Annotated in this window: 19 protein-coding genes; 9 read left to right on the top strand and 10 right to left on the bottom strand. The window is 57.1% G+C overall.

Annotated features, from left to right (window positions below):
- Nucleotides 1-10: 10 nt before the first annotated feature.
- The 9 genes from OEL49_RS02570 to aspA form a co-directional block, all read right to left on the bottom strand.
- Nucleotides 11-388 carry a type IV pilus modification PilV family protein gene (locus OEL49_RS02570; protein ID WP_014238497.1) on the bottom strand — a complete coding sequence of 126 codons (378 nt, stop codon included), beginning with the start codon at nt 386-388 and terminating at the stop codon, nt 11-13.
- On the bottom strand, nt 382-996 hold the full coding sequence (locus OEL49_RS02565; RefSeq protein ID WP_235832416.1) for a GspH/FimT family pseudopilin: 615 nt from the start codon (nt 994-996) through the stop codon (nt 382-384). The genes OEL49_RS02570 and OEL49_RS02565 overlap by 7 nt, the downstream gene beginning before the upstream one ends.
- Complete coding sequence (locus OEL49_RS02560; protein ID WP_014238495.1) at nt 945-1,406, bottom strand: type IV pilin protein; 462 nt, start codon at nt 1,404-1,406, stop codon at nt 945-947. Before OEL49_RS02560 ends, OEL49_RS02565 begins: the two co-directional genes overlap by 52 nt.
- Before the next feature lie 127 nt (nt 1,407-1,533).
- Nucleotides 1,534-2,883, bottom strand: coding sequence for a sigma-54-dependent transcriptional regulator (locus OEL49_RS02555; protein ID WP_287873936.1), 1,350 nt, complete (start codon nt 2,881-2,883; stop codon nt 1,534-1,536).
- Complete coding sequence (locus tag OEL49_RS02550) at nt 2,880-4,763, bottom strand: sensor histidine kinase (RefSeq protein ID WP_152089694.1); 1,884 nt, start codon at nt 4,761-4,763, stop codon at nt 2,880-2,882. Before OEL49_RS02550 ends, OEL49_RS02555 begins: the two co-directional genes overlap by 4 nt.
- Before the next feature lie 74 nt (nt 4,764-4,837).
- Nucleotides 4,838-5,605 carry a sulfite exporter TauE/SafE family protein gene (locus OEL49_RS02545; protein ID WP_152089693.1) on the bottom strand — a complete coding sequence of 256 codons (768 nt, stop codon included), beginning with the start codon at nt 5,603-5,605 and terminating at the stop codon, nt 4,838-4,840.
- A 112-nt stretch (nt 5,606-5,717) separates the two neighbouring features.
- On the bottom strand, nt 5,718-6,068 hold the full coding sequence (locus OEL49_RS02540) for a GlpM family protein (RefSeq protein ID WP_287873934.1): 351 nt from the start codon (nt 6,066-6,068) through the stop codon (nt 5,718-5,720).
- Nucleotides 6,069-6,088: 20 nt separating this feature from the next.
- Nucleotides 6,089-7,402, bottom strand: coding sequence for a dicarboxylate/amino acid:cation symporter (locus OEL49_RS02535; protein WP_014238490.1), 1,314 nt, complete (start codon nt 7,400-7,402; stop codon nt 6,089-6,091).
- 90 nt (nt 7,403-7,492) lie between these two features.
- Complete coding sequence (gene aspA / locus OEL49_RS02530; protein ID WP_014238489.1) at nt 7,493-8,911, bottom strand: aspartate ammonia-lyase; 1,419 nt, start codon at nt 8,909-8,911, stop codon at nt 7,493-7,495.
- 336 nt (nt 8,912-9,247) lie between these two features.
- Between aspA and OEL49_RS02525 the strand changes: the two genes are divergently transcribed.
- The 9 genes from OEL49_RS02525 (at nt 9,248) to OEL49_RS02485 (ending at nt 22,562) form a co-directional block, all read left to right on the top strand.
- Nucleotides 9,248-10,426, top strand: coding sequence for an MFS transporter (locus tag OEL49_RS02525; protein ID WP_043799797.1), 1,179 nt, complete (start codon nt 9,248-9,250; stop codon nt 10,424-10,426).
- 31 nt (nt 10,427-10,457) lie between these two features.
- Nucleotides 10,458-10,952, top strand: a complete 495-nt coding sequence (gene ssb / locus OEL49_RS02520; protein ID WP_014238487.1) for a single-stranded DNA-binding protein — start codon at nt 10,458-10,460, stop codon at nt 10,950-10,952.
- 191 nt (nt 10,953-11,143) lie between these two features.
- Nucleotides 11,144-12,367 (top strand): site-specific integrase, encoded by a 1,224-nt coding sequence (locus OEL49_RS02515; protein WP_287873933.1) that lies wholly within the window; start codon nt 11,144-11,146, stop codon nt 12,365-12,367.
- On the top strand, nt 12,348-13,925 hold the full coding sequence (locus OEL49_RS02510) for a site-specific integrase (RefSeq protein WP_308806120.1): 1,578 nt from the start codon (nt 12,348-12,350) through the stop codon (nt 13,923-13,925). Before OEL49_RS02515 ends, OEL49_RS02510 begins: the two co-directional genes overlap by 20 nt.
- The gene (locus tag OEL49_RS02505) at nt 13,915-15,981 is read left to right on the top strand and encodes an integrase (RefSeq protein WP_287873931.1); all 2,067 of its coding nucleotides are present in this window, start codon (nt 13,915-13,917) and stop codon (nt 15,979-15,981) included. Before OEL49_RS02510 ends, OEL49_RS02505 begins: the two co-directional genes overlap by 11 nt.
- A complete protein-coding gene (locus OEL49_RS02500) occupies nt 15,974-16,441 on the top strand; it encodes a hypothetical protein (protein WP_287873930.1) in 468 nt (155 codons plus the stop codon). The genes OEL49_RS02505 and OEL49_RS02500 overlap by 8 nt, the downstream gene beginning before the upstream one ends.
- A gap of 874 nt (nt 16,442-17,315) precedes the next feature.
- A complete protein-coding gene (locus OEL49_RS02495) occupies nt 17,316-18,275 on the top strand; it encodes a DUF6602 domain-containing protein (RefSeq protein ID WP_287873929.1) in 960 nt (319 codons plus the stop codon).
- Between the two features lie 30 nt (nt 18,276-18,305).
- Entirely contained in the window at nt 18,306-19,739 is a 1,434-nt protein-coding gene (locus OEL49_RS02490) for a hypothetical protein (RefSeq protein ID WP_287873928.1), read from the top strand.
- A 147-nt stretch (nt 19,740-19,886) separates the two neighbouring features.
- Nucleotides 19,887-22,562 carry a type I restriction endonuclease gene (locus OEL49_RS02485; RefSeq protein ID WP_287873927.1) on the top strand — a complete coding sequence of 892 codons (2,676 nt, stop codon included), beginning with the start codon at nt 19,887-19,889 and terminating at the stop codon, nt 22,560-22,562.
- A 929-nt stretch (nt 22,563-23,491) separates the two neighbouring features.
- Here OEL49_RS02485 and OEL49_RS02480 read toward each other — a convergent pair.
- Nucleotides 23,492-24,124, bottom strand: a complete 633-nt coding sequence (locus tag OEL49_RS02480) for a hypothetical protein (protein ID WP_287873926.1) — start codon at nt 24,122-24,124, stop codon at nt 23,492-23,494.
- Between the last annotated feature and the right edge of the window lie 42 nt (nt 24,125-24,166).

Raw genomic sequence — 24,166 nt, 5'->3', positions numbered from 1 at the left:
CCTACGCCGCTCAAATCGGTGGATTGCCAACGATTTGGGCAACGGTGGAATACGTGTTTGACGATGCATCGCCCGGCATCTTCCATTCCACGGTTACCGTAACGGTCGTGCCGTTGATTTCTGTGGTGCGCTTTCCGTTAGGCAGGGCATCGATCTCCTTTTTGCTTTCGGCATACGCTCCCAAATTGTCCCGGTCTCCCCACAATTCACCAATGCGTTGATTGGCAACGAATGCTGCGTCGACCCGGCTCTTTGCCTGGGTGACAGCTTTCGTTGAGGCTGCTTGCAGGCCGACGATCGCCAGGATGCCAAAAGAGAAAATCAGTACCGCAATCAGTCCTTCCAGTAGAACCGAGCCGCGTTGTTGGTGGGGAGTGAGGGTCAGCATGATCTGGGATCTCCCGTAGCACTGATGTGGGGGTCGCAGAGGCGGATTTGTCCTCCGGTGCTGATGGTGATGCGCATGTCGTTGGATTTGTCTGCTGCCAGTACCGATTCCGGTACGTCGACATTTATTCTGGTGATGATCGAAGATCCATCAAGGTTCAACATCGCAACCGGCAGGCGGCCAAGGCTGTTGAAGGTGATTGTCGTGGCGTCTCCTGGCGTTGGCGTCAGGATGGCATTGCGCGATCCTTCTCCCGCTGTGGTCTGCTGGATGATGGTGCCGCTGGCGGCTTCTCTTACTGTCCAGCCTGTTCCGCCCTGTGCCCCGGGATTGCCCAAGACGAATTCAACCGCTGTATTGCGCTTGACTGCTTCATTCCTGGCCAATTGAATGCCGGTCATCACCGTTTCGCTTGCTGTTCTGATCTGGGCGTTCTGAATCCATTCGGAAAAGCTTGGCATGCCGAACGTCAGCAAGATCGCCAAGATGACCAGTGCAACAGCCAACTCAATCAGTGTCGCACCTGCCTCAAAAGGCAGATGGCGGGGGGCTCTGCCTAACACGATCCGTCCTTCTTGGTGACCCAGCAGTTGTTGTTCGCTGACCACCCGGAGCCTGCGCTAGGAGTGGAGCGGTTGTTGTCCTGATCAATCCGCAAAGTAAAGCCGGACATGGTGCTCTTCCCAGTCGCTTCAAGGCGATAGGTGTTAGCTGCCACATTGGCACAGGAGAAGGTGAAACTCTTGCTGCTGGTGGCATCGTCGGCACAACCGGGAGCGTTAACGTAGGTCCGGTTGTTGTCATAGAACTGCTCGACTTGGACCCGCTTGGCAGCGAGAAGGGAGGTCGCCTCGGTCAAGCGGCTGCGGACGATGTAGTCCTGATAACCCGGGATGGCAATGGCTGCCAGAATGGCAATGATGGCCACCACGACCATGAGTTCGATAAGAGAAAATCCTGCTTGCCGGGAACTTCCAGTATTGGTGGGCGGCAGGTAGGAAAGCGGGGCATTGGGCATGGGAAGCTCCTACGGGTCGTTTAGCATTAATTTGGAATATGGCGGGGATTAATACAATTCCTGCCGACTATCGGCAAGTTTACCTTGATGAGTGGTTTCCCCTGCTCGTCCCGGCCCCGGTCACCCGTTAGCCCGATGGCTGGTTGGCCAGGCCGTATTTCCGGATTTTGTCGTGTAGCGTGGTCTTGGCGATTCTCAGGTCTTCCGCGGTCCGCGCCAAACTGCCCTGGTTTCTTTCAAGGGCTTCGGTGATGAGGGCCCGTTCGAAACTGTCCACGGTTTCGGCCAGGGAGCGCTTTTGAGCGGGCGACTCCGCGGTGAACGGAGCCACCCCCGCTTCAATCCCCAGCACGCAACGATCCGCTACGTTCCTCAGTTCCCGCACATTTCCCGGCCAGTCATAGGCCAGCAGGGGCCCCATGCGCGCTGGATCGGCGGCGGGCACCGGCCGTTCGTGACGGGCGGCGGCTTGTAGCAGAAAGTGTTCGAACAGCAGGGGAATGTCCTCCCGCCGCTCCCGCAAGGGCGGCAGGGGCAAGGTGGCGACGTTCAGCCGATAGTAGAGGTCGGCGCGGAAGCGGCCCTGGTCCGAGAGTTCCTTGAGATTCGCCTTGGTGGCGGCAATCACCCGGCAATCCACGGGAATGGGCGTGTTGGAGCCCAGGCGTTCCAGGCTGCGTTCCTGCAACACCCGCAGCAGCTTGATCTGCATGGCAATCGGCATGGACTCGATTTCGTCCAGGAACAGGGTGCCGCCGCTGGCGTGCTCGATCTTGCCGATGCGCTTCTTGGCGGCACCGGTGTAGGCGCCGGCCTCGTGGCCGAAGATTTCGCTTTCGAAGAGAGTTTCGGGCAGGCCGCCGCAGTTGATGGCGACGAAGTTGCCGTTCCGCCGTGGGCCGGCTTCGTGCAGGCAGCGGGCCGCCAGTTCCTTGCCGGTGCCGGTCTCGCCAAAGATGAGGATGTCGGCGGCGCTGTTGCCCAGGTCCGCCACCAGCTGGCGCACCTTGACCATGGCCGGGGAGCGGCCGATGAGGCGGGCTTCCAGGGTATCCCGGCTTTCCAGGCGGGCCCTGAGTTGCCGTACTTCCAGGGTCAGGCGGCGTTTGTCCAGGGCGCGGCGTACCACTTCCACCAGGTAGTCGGGGGAAAAGGGCTTTTCGATGAAGTCGTGGGCGCCGCCCTTCATGGCTTGCACCGCCAGGGAAACGTCGCCGTGGCCGGTGATGAGCACCACCGGCAGCTCCGGGTCGATGGCCTGCAGCTCCTTGAGCAGGGCCATGCCGTCCATGCCCGGCAGGCGGATGTCGCTGACGACGATGCCGGGAAAGTCCCGGGTCAGGCGGCGGCGGGCCTTCTCGGCGCTATCGACGCTGCTCACCGGAATATCTTCCAGTTGCAGGGCCTGTTCGCAGCCCAGACGCACGTCCGGATCGTCTTCCACCAGCAGTACTTGCAGGGAGTCTTGTTGGCTCATGAGGGGGCTCCAGGGGCGGCAGCGGGAGCGGCCGGCAGGTCCAGGGTGAACACGGCGCCGCCATCGGGGTGGTTGTCCCCCGTCAGGTTGCCGCCGAAATCGGCGACGATACCGGCGGAAATGGCCAGGCCCAGGCCCAGGCCGCTGCCGGCTTCCTTGGTGGTGAAGAAGGGCTCGAACAGGTGGCTGCGGGCTTCCTCGTCCAGGCCCGGGCCCTGGTCCCGCACCTTCACCTCGATGCGCTCGCCCTGGCGCCGGGCGCTGATGTCCAGGGCCTGCTGGGGACGGCCGGCCATGGCGTCGAGGGAATTGGCGGCCAGGTTGACCAGCACCTGTTCCAGCCGGTTGGGGTCGCACCAGGCCAGCAGCTCTTCCTCGGGCAGGTCGATGCAGGCCACCACGCCGGCCCGTTGCAGGCGTTGTTCCAGCAGGAACAGGGCATTTTCCACCGCCCGGCGGATGGGCACGGCCTGGGGCTTGCCGGTGGATTTGCGGGCGAAGGACTTCAACTGGCCGGTGAGGCGGCCCATGCGGTCCACCAGTTCGCCGATACGCTCCAGGTTGCTGCCGGCGGTTTCCTGGTCGCCCCGGGCGAGGAATTTGCGGGCGTTGCCGGAAAGGGTGCGCAGGGCCGCCAGGGGCTGGTTCAGCTCGTGGGCGACGCCGGCGGAGAGCTGGCCGAGCACCGCCAGCTTGCCGGCCTGCACCAGTTCGTCCTGGGCGGCGCGCAGGGTGCGTTCGGCCCGGGTGCGCTCCGCCACTTCTTCCTGCAGGCGGGTGTTGGCGGCGGAGAGGTCGGCCGTGCGCTCCTCCACCTTGCGTTCCAGCTCGTCGTGGGCCTTCTGCAGGGCTTCCCGGGCGGCCAACCGGTCCCGCACATGGCGGCGGCGTTCGTTGAACATGAGGGCCAGGATGCACAGGAAGGCGGCGCCGATGCCGGCCAGGGCGGCCCGGTTGGCGGCGATTTCACGCACCTGCTCCTGGTGGGAGAAAACGGTGATGGTCCAGGGGGTGCCCGGCAGGGGCTGGGTCTGGGCCAGGAACTTGCCGGCCACCGGGAACATGGAAACCATCTCCGGCCCGGCCTTAGGCAGGCGCACCAGACGGGCGCCGTGGTCCAGTTCCGCCAGCTCCACCACCCCCAGGGGGTTGAGGGCGCGGCGGTTGTACTGCTGGGTCTGGTCGAAGGCACGGCGGGTGGCATCGTCCAGGGGCTTCAGGGTGGTGAATTTCCAGTCCGGCACCGAAGCCAGGATGACCACGCCGTTCTCGTCCGCCACCAGGGCCGGAGCCTCCACGGTGGACCAGGTCTTTTCCAGCTGTTGCAAGCCCACCTTGAGCACTGCCACGCCCACCGTGCCCTGGGCGTTGGTCAGGGCCGAGGTCAGGTAGTAGCCCGGCTCGCCCCGGGTGGTGCCAATGCCGAAGAAACGGCCGCTGCCCGTATCCATGGCCTGGCGGAAATAGGGGCGGAAGGAGAGGTCTTCCCCCAGGTAGCTATCCGGCCGGCGCCAGTTGCTGGTGGCCATGACCCGGCCATTGACGTTGAGGACGTAGATGGAAAGGGTGCCGGCCCGCTCGTTGAGCTGCTCGAGGTATAGATTGAGCTGCTCGATCTGGGCCGGTGTGGGCTTGGGGGTGGTGAGCAGGTGCAGCACGTCCTTTTCCAGCCCCAGGGTGGTGGGGAAGTAGGCGTACTTGTCGATTTCCCGCTCCAGGCTGGTGGCGTAGAGGTCCAGCCGGTGCCGGCCCGTGGCCTGCAGTTCGGCCAGGCCCATGGCCAGGCTGAAGCGGAAGGCCAGCAGGCTGGTGCCGCCCACCAGGGCGGCGAAGCCCAGGAGCAGGATGGCGAGGCGGAAGAGGCGCTGGCTGGGTGGCATGGAGCGTGGCGGTGGTGGAGGGAAGCCCCGTTCGGATTTCCGGATTATGCCGGTCCCGGGCCCTTTGCGGGGGCTCAGGCGGCCGGAGCGAACATGTCCCAGGCCAGCTTGACGATGAGCACGGCCACCACGACGAGGAAGGCCTGGCGCACGAAGCCGGCGCCCCGCTTGAGGGCCAGCAGGGTGCCGACCTGGGCCCCGGCCAGGTTGCAGGCGGCCATGATCAGGCCCACGGTCCACAGGATGGGGCCGTGGCTGGCGAAGAAGGCGATGGCGGAAAGGTTGGTGGCGGCGTTGATGACCTTGGCGCTGGCCGAGGCCTTGAGGAAATCCATGCCGAACAGGCGGACGAAACCGAAGATGAGGAAACTGCCGGTGCCGGGGCCGAAGAAACCATCGTAGAAGCCGATGGTCAGGCCCAGGAGGGCGCCGCGCCAGCGGTCGGCGGGCACCAGCTCGCGGCTGGCGCTATGGCCGAAGTCCTTGCGGCGGAAGGTGTAGATGGCCACCGCCAGCATCAGCACCAGCACCAGGGGGCGCATGGCCTCCCGGGGCAGCCAGGCCACCACGGCGGCGCCGAGCCAGGCGCCCACCAGGGCGGCCAGGGTGGCAGGCAGAACCACGGCCCAGGGAATGGGGACGGCCCGGGCGTAGCGCCAGAGGGAGGCGCCGGTGCCGGCGATGGACGACACCTTGTTGGTGCCGAAGAGGGTGGGGATGGCCGTCTGGGAAAACTGGGAAAGCAGTACGGGAATCTGGATCAATCCGCCGCCGCCCACCACGGCATCGACCATGCCGGCGAAAAAGGCTGCGGGAGCGAGGAGGAACCAGTTGATATCCATGGCGATAAAGGAAAAAAGTGCCCGGCATTGTATGCCGGGCCTAAAGCGGAGGGATAAAACAACGTTTGGCGGGCGGCCCCCGGTCAAATCCGGGCGCCTCCCGCGACATGCTTCAGTTCCCTTGCGGGAACAGGCGGCTCCAGGCCAGGAGCAGCAGGCCGGCGCTGCCCAGCCAGGCCGCGGTGGCGCTGGCGAGGGTCAGACTCAGGCTGCAGCGCAGGCTGAGCCAGGCCACCACCAGCAGATAGACCGCGTAGGGCAGCAGGGACCACAGGCCGAAGATGGCCGTGGTGCGCAGGTCCGCCCCGCCCCGCTCACTGCCGACGATGGCGTGGGCAATGAGGGCGAAGGTGGGGAACAGGGGCACCAGGCCGGCGATGAAAAAGCTCTTGCTGCGGGACAGCAGGGCAATCAGCAGGACGGCCAGGGCCCCCAGCAGGCTCTTCAGGAACAGGGCGAACATGGGGGCTCCGGCCGGACGGATCAGGCAGCGGCCTTGGCGGTGACCAGGGAATCGTCTTCCGGCACCGGCAGGGATTCCTCGGCCTCGGCCAGCTCCTCGCTCACCGGGTCGATGGCCCCTTCCCACTTGGCCACCACGGCGGTGGCGATGGAATTGCCCAGCACGTTGGTGACGGTGCGGCCCATGTCGAGGAAGTGGTCGATGCCCAGCACCAGCAGCAGGCCGGCTTCCGGCAGGTTGAACATGGGCAGCACGGCGGCCACCACCACCAGGGAAGCCCGCGGCACACCGGCGATACCCTTGGAGGAGACCATCAGCACCAGCAGCATGGTGATCTGGGCGGTCAGGCTCATGGGGATGTCGTAGGCCTGGGCGATGAACAGGGCCAGGAAGGTGGTGTACATCATGGAGCCGTCCAGGTTGAAGGAATAACCCAGGGGCAGGACGAAACCGGTGACGCGGGTCTTGATGCCGAACTTCTCCAGCTGTTCCATCAGCTTGGGATAGACGGACTCGCTGGAGGCGGTGGAGAAGCCCACCAGCAGCGGGCCGCGCACCAGCTTGATGAGACGGAACACGTCCTTGCCCAGGACGATGAAGCCGGCCAGGATCAGGAGGGCCCACAGGGCGGCCAGGGCGACGTAGAAGCTGAGCATGAACTTGCCGAACACCAGCAGCATGCCCAGGCCGTTGGTGGTGATGGCACCGGCCACGGCGCCGAAGACGCCGAAGGGAGCGAAGCGCATGACGTAGTCGGTGACCTTCAGCATCACGTGCACCACTTCGTCCATGGTGTTCACCAGGGAGCGGGCGGCCTGGTTGTGCAGGTGGCCCAGGGCCAGGCCGAAGAACACGGCGAAGACCAGGATCTGCAGCACTTCATTGCCGGCCATGGCTTCCATGATGCTCTTGGGGAAGACGTGGGTGATGAAGTCCTTCAGGTTGAGGGCCGAGGTCTTCAGGTTGAGGCCGGCGGCGGACTCGGGCAGGGGCACGCTCAAGGCGTGGCCCGGCTGCAGCACATTGGCGAAGAGCAGGCCGATGAAGAGGGAACAGAAGGAGGCGCAGATGAACCAGCCCAGGGCGCGGCCGCCGACGCGGCCGACAGCCTTGGCGTCGCCCATGTTGGCCAGGCCCGCCACCAGGGTGGCGAAGATGAGGGGGGCGATGATCATCTTGATCAGGCGCAGGAAAATGTCGGTGAGGATGCTGAAATAGCCGGCAATTTCCTTGGCGCTGGCGGCGTCGGGGGCCATGGTGTTGCAGGCATAGCCGACGCCGACCCCGGCCAGCATGGCCAGGACGATCCAAGTGGTGAGCTTGTTCATTTTCATCGAAGGGCTCCGTTGCCGCGGGGGCGGCGGTCAAGATCAGTAAAAGTCAGAAAAAAAGGGGCCGGCAGCGGGCTGCCGGGGCAAACGGTTTCAGCCCTGGCGGTGGGGCAGGGCGCGGGGTTGGGTCAGCACTTCGGGGCGCAGCACGTCGTCCAGCTCGGCCCGGCTCATCAGGCCCCGGGCCAGCACGATCTCGGCCACGCCCTTGCCCGATTCCAGGGCTTCGGCAGCCACCGAGGTGGCGGCGGCGTAGCCGATGTAGGGGTTCAGCGCGGTGACGATGCCGATGGAGTTCTCCACCCGGGCCCGCAGGGCATCCCGGTTGGCGGTGATGCCGTCCACGCAGCGGTCGGCCAGGGTCAGGCAGCCCTGACGCAGGTGATTGACGCTCTTGAACAGGCTGTGGGCGATGATGGGTTCGAAGGCGTTGAGCTGGAGCTGGCCCGCCTCGGCGGCGAAGGTGACGGTCTGGTCGTTGCCGATGACCTCGAAGGCGATCTGGTTCACCACTTCCGGGATCACCGGATTGACCTTGCCCGGCATGATGGAGGAGCCGGCCTGGCGCGGCGGCAGGTTGATCTCGCCGAAGCCGGCGCGGGGGCCGGAGGAGAGCAGGCGCAGGTCGTTGCAGGTCTTGGACAGCTTCACCGCCACCCGCTTCAGGACGCCGGAGAGCTGCACGAAGGAGCCGCAGTCCTGGGTCGCTTCCACCAGGTTGGGGGCGGTGATGACCGGCACGCCGCTGGTCTCGGCCAGCAGGCGGCAGACCAGGGGAGCGTAGTCCGGGTGGGCATTGATGCCGGTGCCGATGGCGGTGGCCCCCAGGTTGATTTCCCGGATCAGGAGGGCGGCTTCTTTCAACCGCTCCTCGTCTTCGCCCAGCATCACGGCGTAGGTGGAGAATTCCTGGCCCAGGGTCATGGGCACCGCGTCCTGCAGCTGGGTGCGGCCCATCTTCAGCACGTCCTTGAACTCCTCGGCCTTGCGCTCGAAGGTGCGGCGCAGGTAGGCCAGGGCGTCCACCAGACGGAAGATGCCGACGTAGGTGGCCAGCTTCAGCGCCGACGGGTACACGTCGTTGGTGGACTGACTCATGTTCACGTGCTGGTTGGGGTGCAGGTGCTGGTACTCGCCCTTGGCGTGGCCCATGATTTCCAGAGCCCGGTTGGCGATGACCTCGTTGGCATTCATGTTGGTGGAGGTGCCGGCGCCGCCCTGGATGACGTCCACCACGAACTGTTCGTGCAGCTTGCCGGCGATTACCTCCTGGCAGGCGGCGACGATGGCCTGGGCCAGGGGGGCTTCCAGCAGGCCCAGTTGCTCGTTGGCCTTGGCGGCGGCGAGCTTGATCTGGGCCAGGGCCCGGATCAGGTCCGGGTAGATGGAGATGGGGGTGCCGGTGATGGGGAAATTTTCCACCGCCCGCAGGGTATGGACGCCGTAATAGGCCTCGGCCGGGACCTTGCGGTCGCCCAGCAGGTCGTGTTCGACGCGGTGTGGCTGGTTCATGGTGTCTCCTCTGTTCTGATGTGCCCGCTCGGCGGCGGTCCCTGTTCTTCAGCACGGGCCGTGCCATCGGGAGGGGGGCGAGTCTGGTTTTTAGTTGCTTGTTTTTTATGGGGTTTTGACCGTCGTTTTGGGGGTGTTGTTCGGCTTTCCGGACAAAGGCCGGGTATGGCGTTCGGAAATCCGAACGAATGGGCCGGCGGCGGCTCCGTGGGGCTGCGGCGCTTTTCGTGGCGCCGGGCAAACCTGCTAAGATTCGCCCCTGCTTCTTCCCCCCATCCCTACCTGCTCCCTGTGTCCGCCAAGCCCCTGACCGCTGCCGCTCCCGCCGGCGATGCCATGACCCCCGAGGAACGCCGCGCCGGCGCCAGCCTGGCCTCCATCTTTGCCCTGCGCATGCTGGGCTTGTTCCTCATCCTGCCGGTCTTCGCCGTCTACGCCCACACCCTGCCCAGTGGCGACAATGGCCTGCTGGTGGGCCTGGCCATCGGCATCTACGGGGCCACCCAGGCCCTGTTCCAGATTCCCTACGGCATCGCCTCGGACCGTTTCGGGCGCAAGCCGGTGATCGTCTTCGGCCTGCTGTTGTTCGCCCTGGGCAGCTTCATCGCGGCCGCCGCCGACGACCTGCCCATGATCATCGCCGGCCGGGTGCTGCAGGGGGCCGGCGCCATTTCCGCCGCCGTCACCGCCCTGGCTGCCGACCTCACCCGGGAGCAGCACCGCACCAAGGTGATGGCCATGATCGGCTCCTCCATCGGCCTGGTCTTCGCCCTCTCCCTGGTGGCGGCCCCCCTGCTCTACGCCGCCATCGGCATGGCCGGCATCTTCGCTCTCACCGGGGGGCTGGCCCTGCTGGCCATCGTCGCCCTGTACAAGGTGGTACCGCCGGCGCCCAAGGTGCTGGTGGATGGCGGCCGTACCCGCTTTGCCGACGTGCTGTTCCATCCCCAGCTGCTGCGTCTCAACTTCGGCGTTTTCGTCCTGCACCTGACCCAGACCGCCATGTGGGTGCTGATCCCCGCCGCCCTGGTCAAGACCGGCGACCTGCCCCTGGCCGAGCACTGGAAGGTGTATCTGCCTGCCGTGCTGGTGTCCTTCGCCTTCATGGTGCCGGCAGTGATCGCGGCGGAGAAGTACGGCCGCATGAAAATGGTCTTTAACGGCGCCGTGGTCCTGTTGCTCCTGGTGCAGGCCGGTTTCGGCCTCTTCGGTCAGGGCCTGTGGCCCCTGGCCCTGCTGTTGACCGCCTTTTTCGTCGCCTTCAATATCCTGGAAGCGACCCAGCCTTCCCTGATTTCCCGTATCGCACCGGTGGAAGCCAAGGGAGCGGCACTTGGCATTTATAATACGACCCAGTCTCTCGGGTTGTTCCTTGGCGGCGCCGTCGGCGGTATGCTGGCGCAACGTCTGGGGGGCGATGCGGTGTGGTGGTGTACCGGAATCCTGAGTCTCGTCTGGCTGGCCCTGGGGCTGACCATGAAACCGCCGGTCCGCGCCCAGCAGCGCCCGGCCTGAATTCAACATTTTTACTATTGGGGAAACATCGATGGCTGCAGTCAATAAAGTGATTCTTTTGGGCAATCTGGGGGCCGATCCGGAAACCCGTTACATGCCCAACGGTGACGCTGTGGCCACTGTCCGCCTGGCTACCACCGAAACCTGGAAGGACCGCAATTCCGGCGAGAAGCGTGAAGCCACCGAATGGCACCGGGTGGTGTTCTTCCGCAAGCTGGCCGAGATCGTCGGCCAGTACCTGAAGAAGGGTTCTTCCGTCTATATCGAAGGCCGCATCCGCACCCGCAAGTGGCAGGACAAGGACGGCCAGGAACGCTACACCACCGAAATCGAAGCCACCGAAATGCAGATGCTCGGCGGCCGTGGCGGCCAGGGCGGCCAAGGTGGCGGCAGCGGTGCCTCCTACGGCGGCGGCGACGACTTCGGTGGCGGCGATTTCAGCCCCCGTTCCTCCGCCCCCGCTGCCTCTGCGCCGAAGAAGAAGGCCCCGTCTTTCGACGACATGGACGACGACATTCCGTTCTGAAAACCAGCTTTTCACAACCTGTCAATAAATGAAACGGAGCCATTGATTTGGCTCCGTTTTTTATTTGTTTACACCTTTTCTAATTTGGACCTTATTCTTCTTATGTGTTCACCTTAAATAATTGTAAACAAGTGGCTCAAAACCCCTATGTAGTCAAAACCGCTGTTCTGAGTTCCGGAGAGCGGCTACCGATGCTAGTCCTGCGCGCAACCGGAGAACCGCTGAGTGATCCGTCTCTCTATGTTCTCAGCGAGATTCGAGCTACCAACAGGGCTCGCAACACCATCGACCATATCTTGCGGTCGATCATGGTGCTACAGCTGTTCCTCGACTTAAACCGAATTGACCTCAAGTCGCGCTTACGAGATGGTCATATTTTTTCGTTGAGTGAGCTTGATGAACTAGTGCGGTACTGTAGGCGGCCCGTTTCCGAACAGCTGAAGGTTGAAGTTCCCTCCAACTCCAATTCCCCTCTTCGCATAGGTTCTGCGGAAGTTGTTCGCCTTGGACAACGGTTGCGTGCGCCAGCGGAGGTGGCTGGGCACACCGCAGCTAACCGTGTTCGGACTATCCGCGACTATCTTGATTGGTTCGTTAGGTATCGCGTGGCCTGCTACCAGTCGGGGGGGGCTGAAGGTGTTTTGCTGTGGGATGACTGGAAGCGCTGCAAGGACGCGCTGGATGCACGTATACCGCGTCATAAGGGGCGAAACACCATTGGGCAGCGAGAAGGGCTCCCGCCAGAGGTCGTGGATAGGCTTCTTAGCGTCACATCCCCAGGGTCGCCCGAGAACCCTTGGAAAGGGGACGGTACCCGCATTCGGAACTGTCTTGTATTTCACTGGCTCATTGAACTCGGTCTGCGCCGCGGTGAACTCCTGAACGTCAAAATTTCCGACATCAATTTCCGGTCAGAAGAGCTACTTGTCGCCAGACGAGCGGATGACCTAGAGGATCCTCGCAAAGACCAACCGGCGGTAAAAACGCGTGATCGCAAGCTACCGTTGTCACCCCGTCTTTGTGCTATGACGCATGACTACATCACGCAAACTCGCCGACTCATCCCTGCGGCAAGACTTCATCCGTTCCTGCTGGTGGCAATGGGAAGCGGTTCCCCGCTGTCTCTCAGTGCGGTTAATTCCTTTTTTGCTGAGCTGCGAGAAGCCTTCCCTGGTGAATTCGATACGCTAACTCCTCACGCGCTTCGCCATACGTGGAATGACCGCTTCTCGGACGCGATGGATAACGCGAAGATTCCCGAACCTGAGGAGGAGCGTATGCGCTCATTCCTGATGGGATGGTCGCCAATATCCCAAACCGCTTTGAACTATACCCGTCGACACATTCGCTTGAAGGCTCAGCGGGTGTCGCTGCAAATGCAATCAGACCAAGTGAATGGCGACCGCAATGACTGAACAGAGAGCGCTAGTCCTTCGATCATCGAGCCCCCCAGCCCTTCCAGCCCTTGTGAAAACACTTAGCGGAGCAACGTTCAACCCGAACGCAACGCGCTGGTCATTTCATGACGGCCTCCACACAATCAGCATTAACTTTTCGCGACTAAGTACGTGCGTTACCGATGATCTGATCGGCTGGATGAAGACTCCCTTGATTTGGTACGCCGAGAATACCGAGGGATCAACTTTGCAAGGCGTATTCGACAACGTGAAGCGGGTTCTTGAGCCAATGGCAGCTGCTATGGGTCGTCCGGTCAGCGTGATTGATGCACCACTTCTCGCCAACGTCCGAGGAATGCTAACGTCAGATACAGAATGGAAGTTAGGAGTTCTCAGTGCATTCATCAAGAAATGGCATAGCCTTGGCGTGCCGGGCGTGACCGATGACGCCGCACGATTTCTGAAGAGCATTCGCCTCAAAGGAAGTAGGAAAGGAACTGCGGTCCTGACTATGGATCCGCTTCTCGGCCCCCTGACGGACGTGGAGCGTTCCGCCGTACAAACAGCATTAAACGAGGCTTTTGCTGCCGGCAGGGTTGCTATCGATGACTACCTTCTAGCGTGGCTCTGCCTCCTCTTGGGGCAACGGAACATCCAGTTTGCGATGCTGAAAGTGTGTGATATCTCCGAGGTAGTAAAGTCCGATGGAACCCCTGAGTTCGTACTCCGAGTGCCACGCGTCAAGCAAGCAAGCGCTGTGGCCAGGCGAGAGCAATTCAAGGAGCGATTGATAACACCGAGTATAGGCAAGCTACTCAAGTCCTACGGAGACATTGTCAGTGAACGATTTCGTCACGAAAATGAATTCACCGACGCCCCGTCGCAAGCTCCATTGTTTCCTCAAAAGGGAATGACTAGGACAGACCGCCCTGACTTTCACTACCACTCCACACCCAATGACATAGGCCGCAGAATTTCGTCACTTTTTGCGGCATTGCAGGTTTACTCCGAGCGGACTGGAGAATCGATCAAGGTCACATCAAAGAGACTTCGGCACACCCTTGCAACTACTGCCGCACGCGAGGGGCACGGCGAGTTGATCATTGCCGAATTGCTTGACCATAGTGATACGCAGAACGTGGGTGTCTATGTGAAGGCTACCCCAGAAATCGTTGAGCGAATCGACCGTGCGGTGGCGCTACGCATGGCACCGTTGGCTCAGGCCTTTGCCGGCACAGTTATCCACAATGAATCGGAAGCGATTCGGGGCGATGATCCGACGAGCCGAATCGTTGACCCACGGTTCGATGAAGAGATGATGCCAATGGGTAATTGCGGCCGGCCCGGCTCCTGTAGCTTTTTGGCGCCAATCTCCTGTTACACCTGCAAGAGTTTCCAGGCATGGGTCGAAGGCCCACACGAAGCCGTACTGATGTATCTCCTTGCAGAGCGTGAGCGTCTGATGACGGAGGCAGATGCTCGAATTGCAACGGTAAATGATCGGACGATTCTGGCAGTCGCAGAGGTCGTAAGACAAGTTCGAGAAATACGAGGGGAGGTGGCCAATGGCTGCTGACCTCATCGTATTTACACCCAAGGCTGAATTAGATGCTTCTGCCAATCTGGCTGCCTTCGTCGCGATGAGCAAGTCACAGCTGACCATCTTCGGTGCCGGCATTCACTTTAATGATATGGCATGGGATGTCACTGAAGCCGTACAACTAAAGGGGCATGGAAAAAAGCGGGTCCGTATCTACTTCTCCACCCTGGAAACAGCAGACGATACCAATCGTACACAAATGGCTGATCCCTTCGCCTCCTTCGCCAAGGCCTATGTCCGCTACATGCAGGGCATGCGCCCAACGAAGAATCCTGCTTTCCGGGTTACGGCACTACGTGCCCTCGATGCATCGCTGCGGGAGATGGGGCATTCAGATCCCATCAAGGTTGATGGTGAGACGTTCAACCGCGCAGCGCGCCTCATTGTTGAACGGCTAGCAGGGAAAACCGCGTACCGGATTGGTACTCAGCTGGAGGTGCTCGCTGAGTTCATGTCAGAACACCGTCTAACAACGGTACCGCTCTCGTGGCGTAGCTTCATCAAACGTCCAGTCGATACCGTCCAGGTAGGGCATGAGTTCGACAAGCGCCGGGCAGAGAAAATGCCGTCCCTCGCTGTATTGGAGGCGCTGCCAAAAGCGTTTCACGCAGCGACACAGCCCAAAGATATCTTGTATTCCTCAATCGCTGCCATCCTATGCTCAGCACCAGACCGGATAAATGAGGTGCTGCTACTCGCTGAGAACTGCGAAGTGCATGACAAAACGTCTGCGGGCAAGGAAGCTTACGGTCTGCGGTGGTGGCCGGCCAAAGGCGCGGAGCCGATGGTTAAGTGGATTATTCCCTCAATGGCGCCGGTCGTCGCCGAATCAATCGCCAGAATCCGACGATTGACGGAGGATGCACGCCAAATTGCCAAGTGGTACGAATCAAATCCGAACAAGCTTTACCTACCGTCAGCATTCGAACATTTCAGGGCCCAAGAGCTACTGACGATGGATGAGCTTCGTCAGATGCTTTTCTTGGATGCTGACAACAGGAACACGGCGCGTCTTTGGTGTAGCGGAAATGGCGTACCCATGATCAAGATCGGGAATGTGCTGCACGTACGTTTCTCCGATGTTGAAAAGAGTGTCGTGACCCAGCTACCAGCCGGATTTCCGATGCTGAGCACGGAGAACCGGCTCAAGTATTCGGAAGCACTCGTCTTAGTTCGGCGGAACGAACTTCATCCGAAGAAGGCTACTTATCGTTGCAACATCGATGCTGTCACCATTAATCAGGTGAACACTGGCCTTGGTGCAAGAAGTGAGCATGGATTTGACTCGATATTCGATCGGCTTGGATTCACAGAGCCAGACGGCAGTCCAATCCGCGTAACCACACACCAGTTCCGGCACTACCTTAATACGTTGGCGCAGGCTGGTGGCATGAGCCAACTCGATATCGCCAAGTGGTCTGGACGCATCGACATCCGTCAGAATGGGGATTACAACCACGTAAGTGCTAACCAGATGGTGGCGAAGATTCGCCAAGCCATCGGTGATGAGTCGCAGATGTTTGGCCCGCTAGCAAAACTCCCGAAGAACATCCCGATCTCGCGGGACGAGTTTGCCCGGCTCAAGATTCCGACTGCACATACGACGGACTTCGGCTTCTGTGTCCATGATTACACCATGATGCCCTGCGACCAGCATGCTGACTGTATCAACTGCAATGAGCACGTATGCGTGAAGGGCGACGAGCGTAAGACAGTGATGATTAAACGGAGACTCGCAGAAGCGCAACATTTGCTTGCACGTGCTACAGCTGCGACTTCGAAGGGGTACTACGGAGCTGATACATGGATGAAGCGCCACCAAAAAACGGTCGTACGCCTGACGCAACTTGATGAGATTCTCGATAACCCAGCGGTTCCTGTTGGCGCCGTGATTCAGCTAACCAATATTCCAGGGGGTTCGCGCGGCATTGAGCAAGCACTAGAAGACAGGGCTGCATTGGATGGTCAGCCACTGTCCAATCATTCGGATGTCAGCCAGCAACCGCGGCTCGGAAGGGCTATCAATGACTAAGAGCCGGGCAAAGAACCTCGACGATGGGGTCATCGGACTCATTGTCAGCGTGTTGGACGGCTGGTCTGGCAAGCTCACCTGGGATTTGCTTGCTGAAGCGATTGAGAGGCGGACTCAACTTCGTTATACGCGACAAGCTCTCGACAAGCATGCTCGTATCAAGATGGCCTTCCAAGTTACAAAAGAGCGGCTGTCTGGTGTGCCGCGTACTGTACGTAAACACAAGCTGTCTGAGGCTGAAACTGAGGCGCTGCTCCAACGCTACGAGCGGCTGTTGGCTGAAAACGAGCGCCTTGAGCGTGAGAACAATCGCCTACTTGAGCAGTTTCAGACTTGGCTTTACAACGCCCACCTAAAGGGTTTGACCAAGGACTACCTCGACTCTCCATTGCCGCGAGTGGACCGTGAGCAAACAAAACTGTCGTCGACGCCTGCGAAGTCGGGGGCCAGGAGATGCTAAGAAGGCGCCGTCGTGAGAACAAGCAGAAGCAGGTCAATCAACAGATAAGTACATGCCTTCACAAGTATCTAGGTCGGATATCTCGATTGCCAACGGCCCAAAGAGACAATCATTCAATGTCACCTAGATTGTGGAGAAGTCCTGTTTACCACATCACATGAGCCCAATATGAAACCCTCTGGAAAAAAATGGCGGAAAATTCGTAGGAAAATGCTGGCAGCCCAGATTACGTCTAGCGATTGGATGGCGGCCTTACGTTCGAACGCTTGGCTGAAGTTCGGATTGGTACTAAGCGTACTTGGCGTGGTAATCAATGCGTACGGTCTTCTTCACATGGAACCATATTCGTTCCTCGTTGGCTTCTTTGCTACGTTTGTCGGTGGATCTGTACTCGGTGCAACTGTTTGTGGAACAGAAACAACAAGGGCGTATCGCCGAGCCAAGAATCAAATGATGGATGGTACGTTTGATAAACGGTTACAAGAACTCTATGCCGACAAGATGTACTGCGTCAGGGTTGGTGCAGTTAGGGCAGCGTGCGACCTTGGACTGGAAGGCCAATTGCTACCAAGGCTTCGGGATAACTGGCGCCCATGGGGGCGGCTGCAAGCGAACGGTTGGAAGTTCCTATTCGGATAATTGTCCTTGCTGTGCTCAGTCAAACTTTCGATACCAGTGGATGTCCTCTCGAATAGAGGACCATTGAGCTCGGCAACCGGAATGTTGAATATTACTGACTACCTTTTGATATGTGACGTGACTAATCGAAGTATGGTTATGCTTTTGGCTTCGTTTCAGTAAAGTTCGGAAGGTATATTTCAATCGACTGTAGAAGGTCTGCCGATGCAGCGGAAATTCAATTTAAGGGGCAGAGTTGAACCAATGGTCAAAGCAAATTTCGGCAACGCTTAAAGGGCTAAAAGTACAGTCTGAAGCGCTGGCAGAAACAATAAGCCATAACGGTTTGCGAGGTGCTGTACGTGAGCTTTTCATCAAACAGTTTTTACTACCGTTTTTGCCTCCTCATATCGGTATTGGTACAGGTGAAATAATTAATCATCTTGGAGGCTCGTCTAAGCAGGTGGACGTGGTTTTATACAATCGTGGTCGCCTGCCTCCAATGCTTATGAGTAATGACGGCCATGGAGTTTTTCCATGGGAATCAGTAATTGCGGTGATCGAAGTAAAAAGTCGCCTTGATGCGGCTGAGTTGAGATCAGCGATTCTCAATGCCTATAGTGTACGCAAACTGGTTCAAACCATAGAGGAGCCTGATTATCAGGTGGGAGGGCTAGGCTTGCTGGAAAACAGGGGGTGGCACTATCCCATTCCACATTATGTATTTGCATTTTCATCTGACCTTGTCGCACCAGGCTATAAGAAGCCATTTGCGTATTGCGTAGCGGATGGGCCAGAGCATCAGCGGCTAAAGAGGCAGCGCATCACGCTCCAGGATGAACGCCAAACCGCGGCGAATAAATATTTAGAAGTGCAAGGTTCTAACAATGAGGAGTTTATTGCAAAGGCTCGAGATACTCTGGAGGAGTATGAAGACTTAAAGGGGCTGACTGCGGTAGGGGATTCCGACATTCTTGGTGTTTGTGTTCTGGATAGAGAGTGGAGTCATGGTGGAATCTCGTTTTCCGATGAGGTCTTCAGGCGCTATTCCCCAAAGCCCATCCGTACGATAGAGAATTTTAATTTTTACTGGTCATCCGTATTGAGTGATGGCTCAATGGTCGAAACAATAAATTTCCTTGGCCATTTAATAATGCTGGCAAAGGAAATGCCAAAGTGCTTTGAGCATTATTCATTGGATCGCTATCTGCGATAAGGGATCGGCATACCGATAGGGACATATCTGATGGTAAAGCGTCTATTTTCCTCTGAAAGGCACCCGGCAATAAAAGAACTCCCCAATGAGATCGTGGATGAGATTTATGCGAAATATATATCTGGGGTTGAGATAAAAAGCCTTATAGAGGACTATGGGATAGCAGTCTCAGTTTCTCAGTTTTTTAGAATATTTCCGCCGGCATACGATGGCGCCTCCATCTGCCGGCATTGCGGGCAACAAATGTATTTTTCCCGTCCGTCAAAAAGTTCACTTGGCCACCGCTATAACGAGAAACGATACTGTTCATGTGGTCACTACGAACTGCGAACCGGTTCGACGCAAAGAGGGATACTCAATTGCAACTGTTCAGAATGCAGTAAGGAGGCATTGGCCCTAAAGCAGGAAAGAGAGAAGGAGCGCTTGGAAGCTGATGCCAAGCGCCGGCGTGAATTACTAGATGTGTACAGATTTAGAAAGCCGGTGTCTTTTGAGTCTCTATCTCTTCGGGAAGTTGTTTGTTTACTGGCTTTTTTGAGTTGTCGAGCTACCGAAGATCTGTCAATGATTCTTCCTCTTTCTACTGTAGGGGCTGGCAGCCGGTTTTCAGCGACTGACTCTCATTCATTAGATTTGTTACGGTTGCTTTATCAAAAAGGAATGCTGGAGGTTGATGCGCAACATTCAAGTCTCGATGCCTTCGTATCTGAGGATATTGGTCGTTTCTACTTATCATCAGTTCACTGGTGCCCTAATATTTCCGTTGGGGGAGATGAAACAGCGCGTCCGCTCAGCGCGCTGTGGCCATGGTTGATGGATTTCTTTTCACATGGCGGCTGGAAAGAAACATGGTGTGCTGAGATTCTCGATTTGTGGATAGAGTTGGGAGTGGAAGAGTGTGTTCAGTACCTAGAGATGAGGATTCAGGAAACGAGAAGCTTGCAGTTTTCGGCTGAGGAAAAAACTAGGACAGAATTGCGTCTGTTGCTACAGGACAACAGCGTTGCTCAGATATACAGCTTCTGCTTTATGGCTGTAAAAGACGCTTCCGCATTTCTTGATCATGTGAACTGTAAGGGGATCAAGCATGCGTCAAACACCGTTCCCGGCTCGCTGAAGTCAATCGCTGCAAGATACACAATGAAGGGGAAGGAGCCCTCTTCCTATCATAGGGATTCTAGGTGTCCTAGGTCGGCTATGAGCCAAACATTGTTCGACACAATTCTTCGTTTGGAAGACGATGCTGGCTTCAAGTTTCCTCCCGTTGCCTACTGGACGGAAGCGCTGGAGCCAAGGTATTCCAATGGGTTTGGAGGGGTGAGCGCTGACGTAGTTGGTGGCAAGCATTACCTGATGTGCCTAGAGTGTTTCTCCCCGGATGTTTGTCTTCGCTTCAACAGCCAAAAGCAGATCGAGATGGTATGCCCAGACTGTGGTTCTAGGACTACATTTGAAAAGCGGTAGCGTGATCTGGTGTCGAGCACAATGTAGCCTGACCTGGGAGGTGTTGATCGACGCCATCGTGACCAGACTTCATTGCAAGTACACCTACATAAGCATGAACGTATCCACGGGGCCTATGCAGTTAACAGTTAAAGGGGAGATTTAAGCATGTGGCAAATTGATGGTCTCGACAATGAGAGCGATGTAGAGCAGAAATTCCTATATGGACTGTTAACCGAAGCGCTTCCGCTTGGTCTGGAACTACCAAGCTCAGTGATACAAACGAAGGCCAACCTCCGTCGTTTTGCAATTGGGAAAGGTGCGGAGACAAAGCTCTACTACCCAGATTACGTAATTGTGATGTATGGCATGCCCCTCGTAGTGATTGAGGCAAAAGCACCTACGGAATCAGTTGAGGAGGGCTATAGGCAAGCACGTCTCTACGCTCATGAACTGAACGCACTATTCGTCACGGGACTGAACCCTACAAATTTCATAGTCGCGTCAAACGGAAGAGAGTTGTGGTACGGATACGCAGATCAAGCTGACCCTTTGTCGAAAGCCTTAGTGGCAGACCTCGGTGCTTATTCTCAGGACATTGCAACCCTCCAAGAATTAATCTCGTGGAGAAAGCTTTCAGCGTACGCTCAAAATATTTCCCAAACAGTTAGACCAGATAGTCTTTTCAAGCCTCGACGTCTCGTCGGTGGAGCAGGTCTCCAGAACGAAGAAGTGGGAGTTAATACCTTCGGAGCGACTATAACGGCAGCAATTAGCTCAATTTTCAACCCAACGACAAGCAAGGAGCGCTCTTTTATTGCCAAGCACGGTTATATACCGTCGCGGATGCGGGAGCGTTATTTGGACCCGATTGACCGAGTAATACGTGCAGCGCGGCCACATAGTGAAACAGACGCGCTGTCATTAGATGACACGTCTAGACCTAATGAGCTTATTTCTCGCCTAAAGGACAAATCTTCACTTGAGCACAAAGTTCTTCTATTAATTGGCAGTGTCGGATCAGGAAAAACAACATTTGTTGACCACCTCCAAGAGGTTGCTTTACCTAGAGAACTTATTGCATCGACAGTATGGTGTCGACTCGACATGAATTCTGCCCCGGTTTCGCCACTCGAGATTTATAACTGGCTTCGACAAGCGTTAATTACCGCATGTCGAGCCTCATTGCCAAATGAAGATTTTGATGACTTGGATGTCATTCGTAAAATATTTGCTGTTGATATAAATAAATTCAACAAGGGCGTAGGGAGGCTATATATAAGCAAGCCAGATATATATGACACTAAGCTTGCGGAGCTTGTCGAGCAAATACAAAAAGACCTTCACCTCGTAGCCCAAGCTCATGTTCGATATTGCTGCGGTGATCGAAATAAACTTTGCATCATTGTTCTTGATAATTGCGATAAGAAAACTCGTGATGAACAACTGCTAATGTTCGAGGCCGCTCAGTGGCTTCAAAAGGAATTTCGAGCGCTGATAATTCTACCTATGAGAGATGAAACATACGACAACCATCGATTTCATCCCCCTCTGGACACAGCACTCAAAGACATGGTTTTTCGTATTGAACCTCCGTTATTTCAGAATGTTTTGCTGAGTCGCGTGAAACTTGCAATGAACGAGTTGAACAAAGATTCGACCGAGAAGCTTCATTTCTCACTTCCAAATGGTATAACCGTAGAGTATCCAAAATCTGAGCAGGCTTACTACCTTACGTCTATCGTTAAGTCGTTATTTGAACACGATAGATTTGTCCGACGGATGATCGTTGGGCTTTCTGGGCGAAACATGCGCGACGCAATGGAAATATTCTTGGAATTTTGCAATAGCGCACATATTGGTGAGGATCAAATTTTTAAGATCCGTCAATCTGAAGGGCGTTACACTCTACCCTTGCACCAGGTTGCTACGGTTCTTATGCGAATGAATCGTCGATTCTATGACAGTGATCATTCATATGTAAAAAATCTATTCTCAGCCAATAGAGATGATGTGCGACCAAGTTTTTTTTGTCGCTATATGATTCTAATGTGGCTTCGCGAGAAGTTCCCAACCTCTGGAACAGATGGATTAAAGGGATATTACCGCAAGGGTATAATCAAGCAGGAGCTAATGTCTTATGGACTGTCACCGGATATGCTTGATCGTGAGTTCAATTATTTGCTTTCGAGTAGATGTGTAATTGCGGAACATCTACGGCTCGATTCGGTAGTTGATGATGACTTGGTTCGCATTGGCCCGGCTGGGTTCGTGCACTTGGATTTGGTTGGAAACATCAGTTATCTTGCCTCAGTCGCAGAAGATACATTCTTTACTGATCGGATACAGGCTGAAAATATTGCAAATAGAATCAAAGATCAAAGAAAACATCTGCACATCCAAACTGCCGTCGATAATGCAACGGAAGTGGTCGAATATTTACATAAGATGCAAATGCAACTCACTCCGCTTCACGGAACCTTTCTTGCTGAGGACAGGTTGTCAGATCTTACCGATATCACTGACGCCGACGAGGCCCTAATTAGAGTGAGGAAAGGTTTTGCACTGGACCCATGGTTTGACGTGAACAAGAGATTTCCGCGGGGTGCAACGCCACTTGCTACTGTAGTGAACCTTGTTCCGTTCGGTTGCTTTGTCGAGCTTCCAGATGGACTTCACGGCCTCATTCACAGCACAAAAATGAATGGATTTATCGTGAGCCTCGGCGACCGTGTCAAGGTCGAAGTTATTTGGGCTGATGGAATCCAAAAGAAAATTAACTTACGCTTGATCGAGGTAATTCAGGAGGATGCCGGGGATTTATTTGGCTCCGATGCTCCATAACTCCTTTTATTGAAATGGCCGTAACTGCGTTGTGGAGTATGCAAGCTTTAGTGCGGTTGACTTCTGACATTACGTGCAATCTTCTTCTGAAGACAACGTGACCATAGGAAAGTAGATGTTTCCGACCTTGAACGAAGTCAAGCGAGAGTTTATGGCTGGGGTTCGCCAAGGATGGACTTTGTACTGGCTTCCCATCACTTGGACATGGAACAAGCTTCGCCACCTCATAAATCCACCTGGAAAGTAAACTGCCCTGGCTTCAACGGGGGGACGTCGGGGCCTCGCTAGGCAGACTACCGCTTCGACCTGCTTAAATTAACCGGCCCTTCACCGAATCAGGGGTGGTTTTTATTGAGCTTGGGCCGAAGGTGCCTATGTGTCTACAGATTTTCTGTCTCTGGAGTATGCTAATAGCAAAATTAAGCTACGCCATAGTTGTCTCAACAACCACAGCGCATTGTGCCGCGAAGAGAATGATTTTTTGTCGAAGAGCAGGCTGCCTTCTGGAGGCTGAGGTTTCAACTCCTGTTGATGAGGTCTGTAGGAAGATAGATATCGTAGACGCTATGTATTACTGCTGGTGTAAGAAATACGGAGCGGTAAACGTCGGTGTTATGCCCGCTGAGACAACAAAAAAGATGAGAGAGTGAAATTGAAACACCTAGTAGCGAACCTTTTGCTAGTAAGGCGATTTTGCAGAATGTAAATAAATTGGCGTTTTCTGGCGTTTTGTTTACACAAAAAAGATGTTTGTCGAAAAAATTCTAGTTAAGGCGGGCGATCCGTTGGTTGTTTACGATTTTTTTTCAGCACAACCGTTTTAAAAGCCGTCCAGTCTCTTGCACTGAAGAAAAGCCCGGAATCCGCAACGGATTCCGGGCTTTTTCATTGCAACCGGCACGCCGGTGTGGGAACGGTGCCCGTCCAGGTCAGGGCACGCCGAGGGATTCCCAGTTGCTCCAGTTGTCCTTCTGGCCGCCACCCTGCCAGATGTGCCACAGGGCCCGGTCCGAACCCAGGGCGAAGGCTTCCAGGGGACCGCTGGTGCCGGCGTTCTCGGCCACCAGCAGTTGGCCGATGGCAATGCCGCCTGGCGGTTGTCCCAGGGACGACCAGCCATTCCACCCGCCTGGGCCGTTGGGAGATTGCCAGTTGTGCCAGAGGGCGCCATCGGTGGCGATGGAAAAGGCTTCCAGGGTGCCCTTGCCGGCATTTTCCACCACTTCCACCGAGGTGATCAGGGCTTTGGGGCCGGGGGAGCCGAGGGATTCCCAGTTGCTCCAGTTGTCCTTCTGGCCGCCGCCCTGCCAGATATGCCACAGGGCCCCGTCGGAGCCTGCGGCGAAGGCTTCCAAGGGGCCGCTGTCCCTGGCGTTGCCGATCACTTCCAGCTGGCTGATGAAGACGCCGGCTGGGCGGCCCAGGCTGGACCAGCCGCTCCAGCCGCCGGGGCCGGTGGGCGACTGCCACGAATGCCAGAGTTCGGCATTGGGGCCGATGGTGAATGCTTCCAGCGGGCCGTTGTTGGGATTGTTCCTGATGATGTAGTTGGTCTTGCTCATGCTTGCCTCCTTGGTGATCTTGCACAGGCCGGAGGCTGGGGG

It is taken from the genome of Azospira sp. (genome assembly GCF_030247495.1).
In the GTDB taxonomy this organism is placed as follows: Bacteria; Pseudomonadota; Gammaproteobacteria; order Burkholderiales; family Rhodocyclaceae; genus Azospira; species Azospira oryzae.
This window is presented reverse-complemented; position numbering and strand designations above follow the sequence as displayed.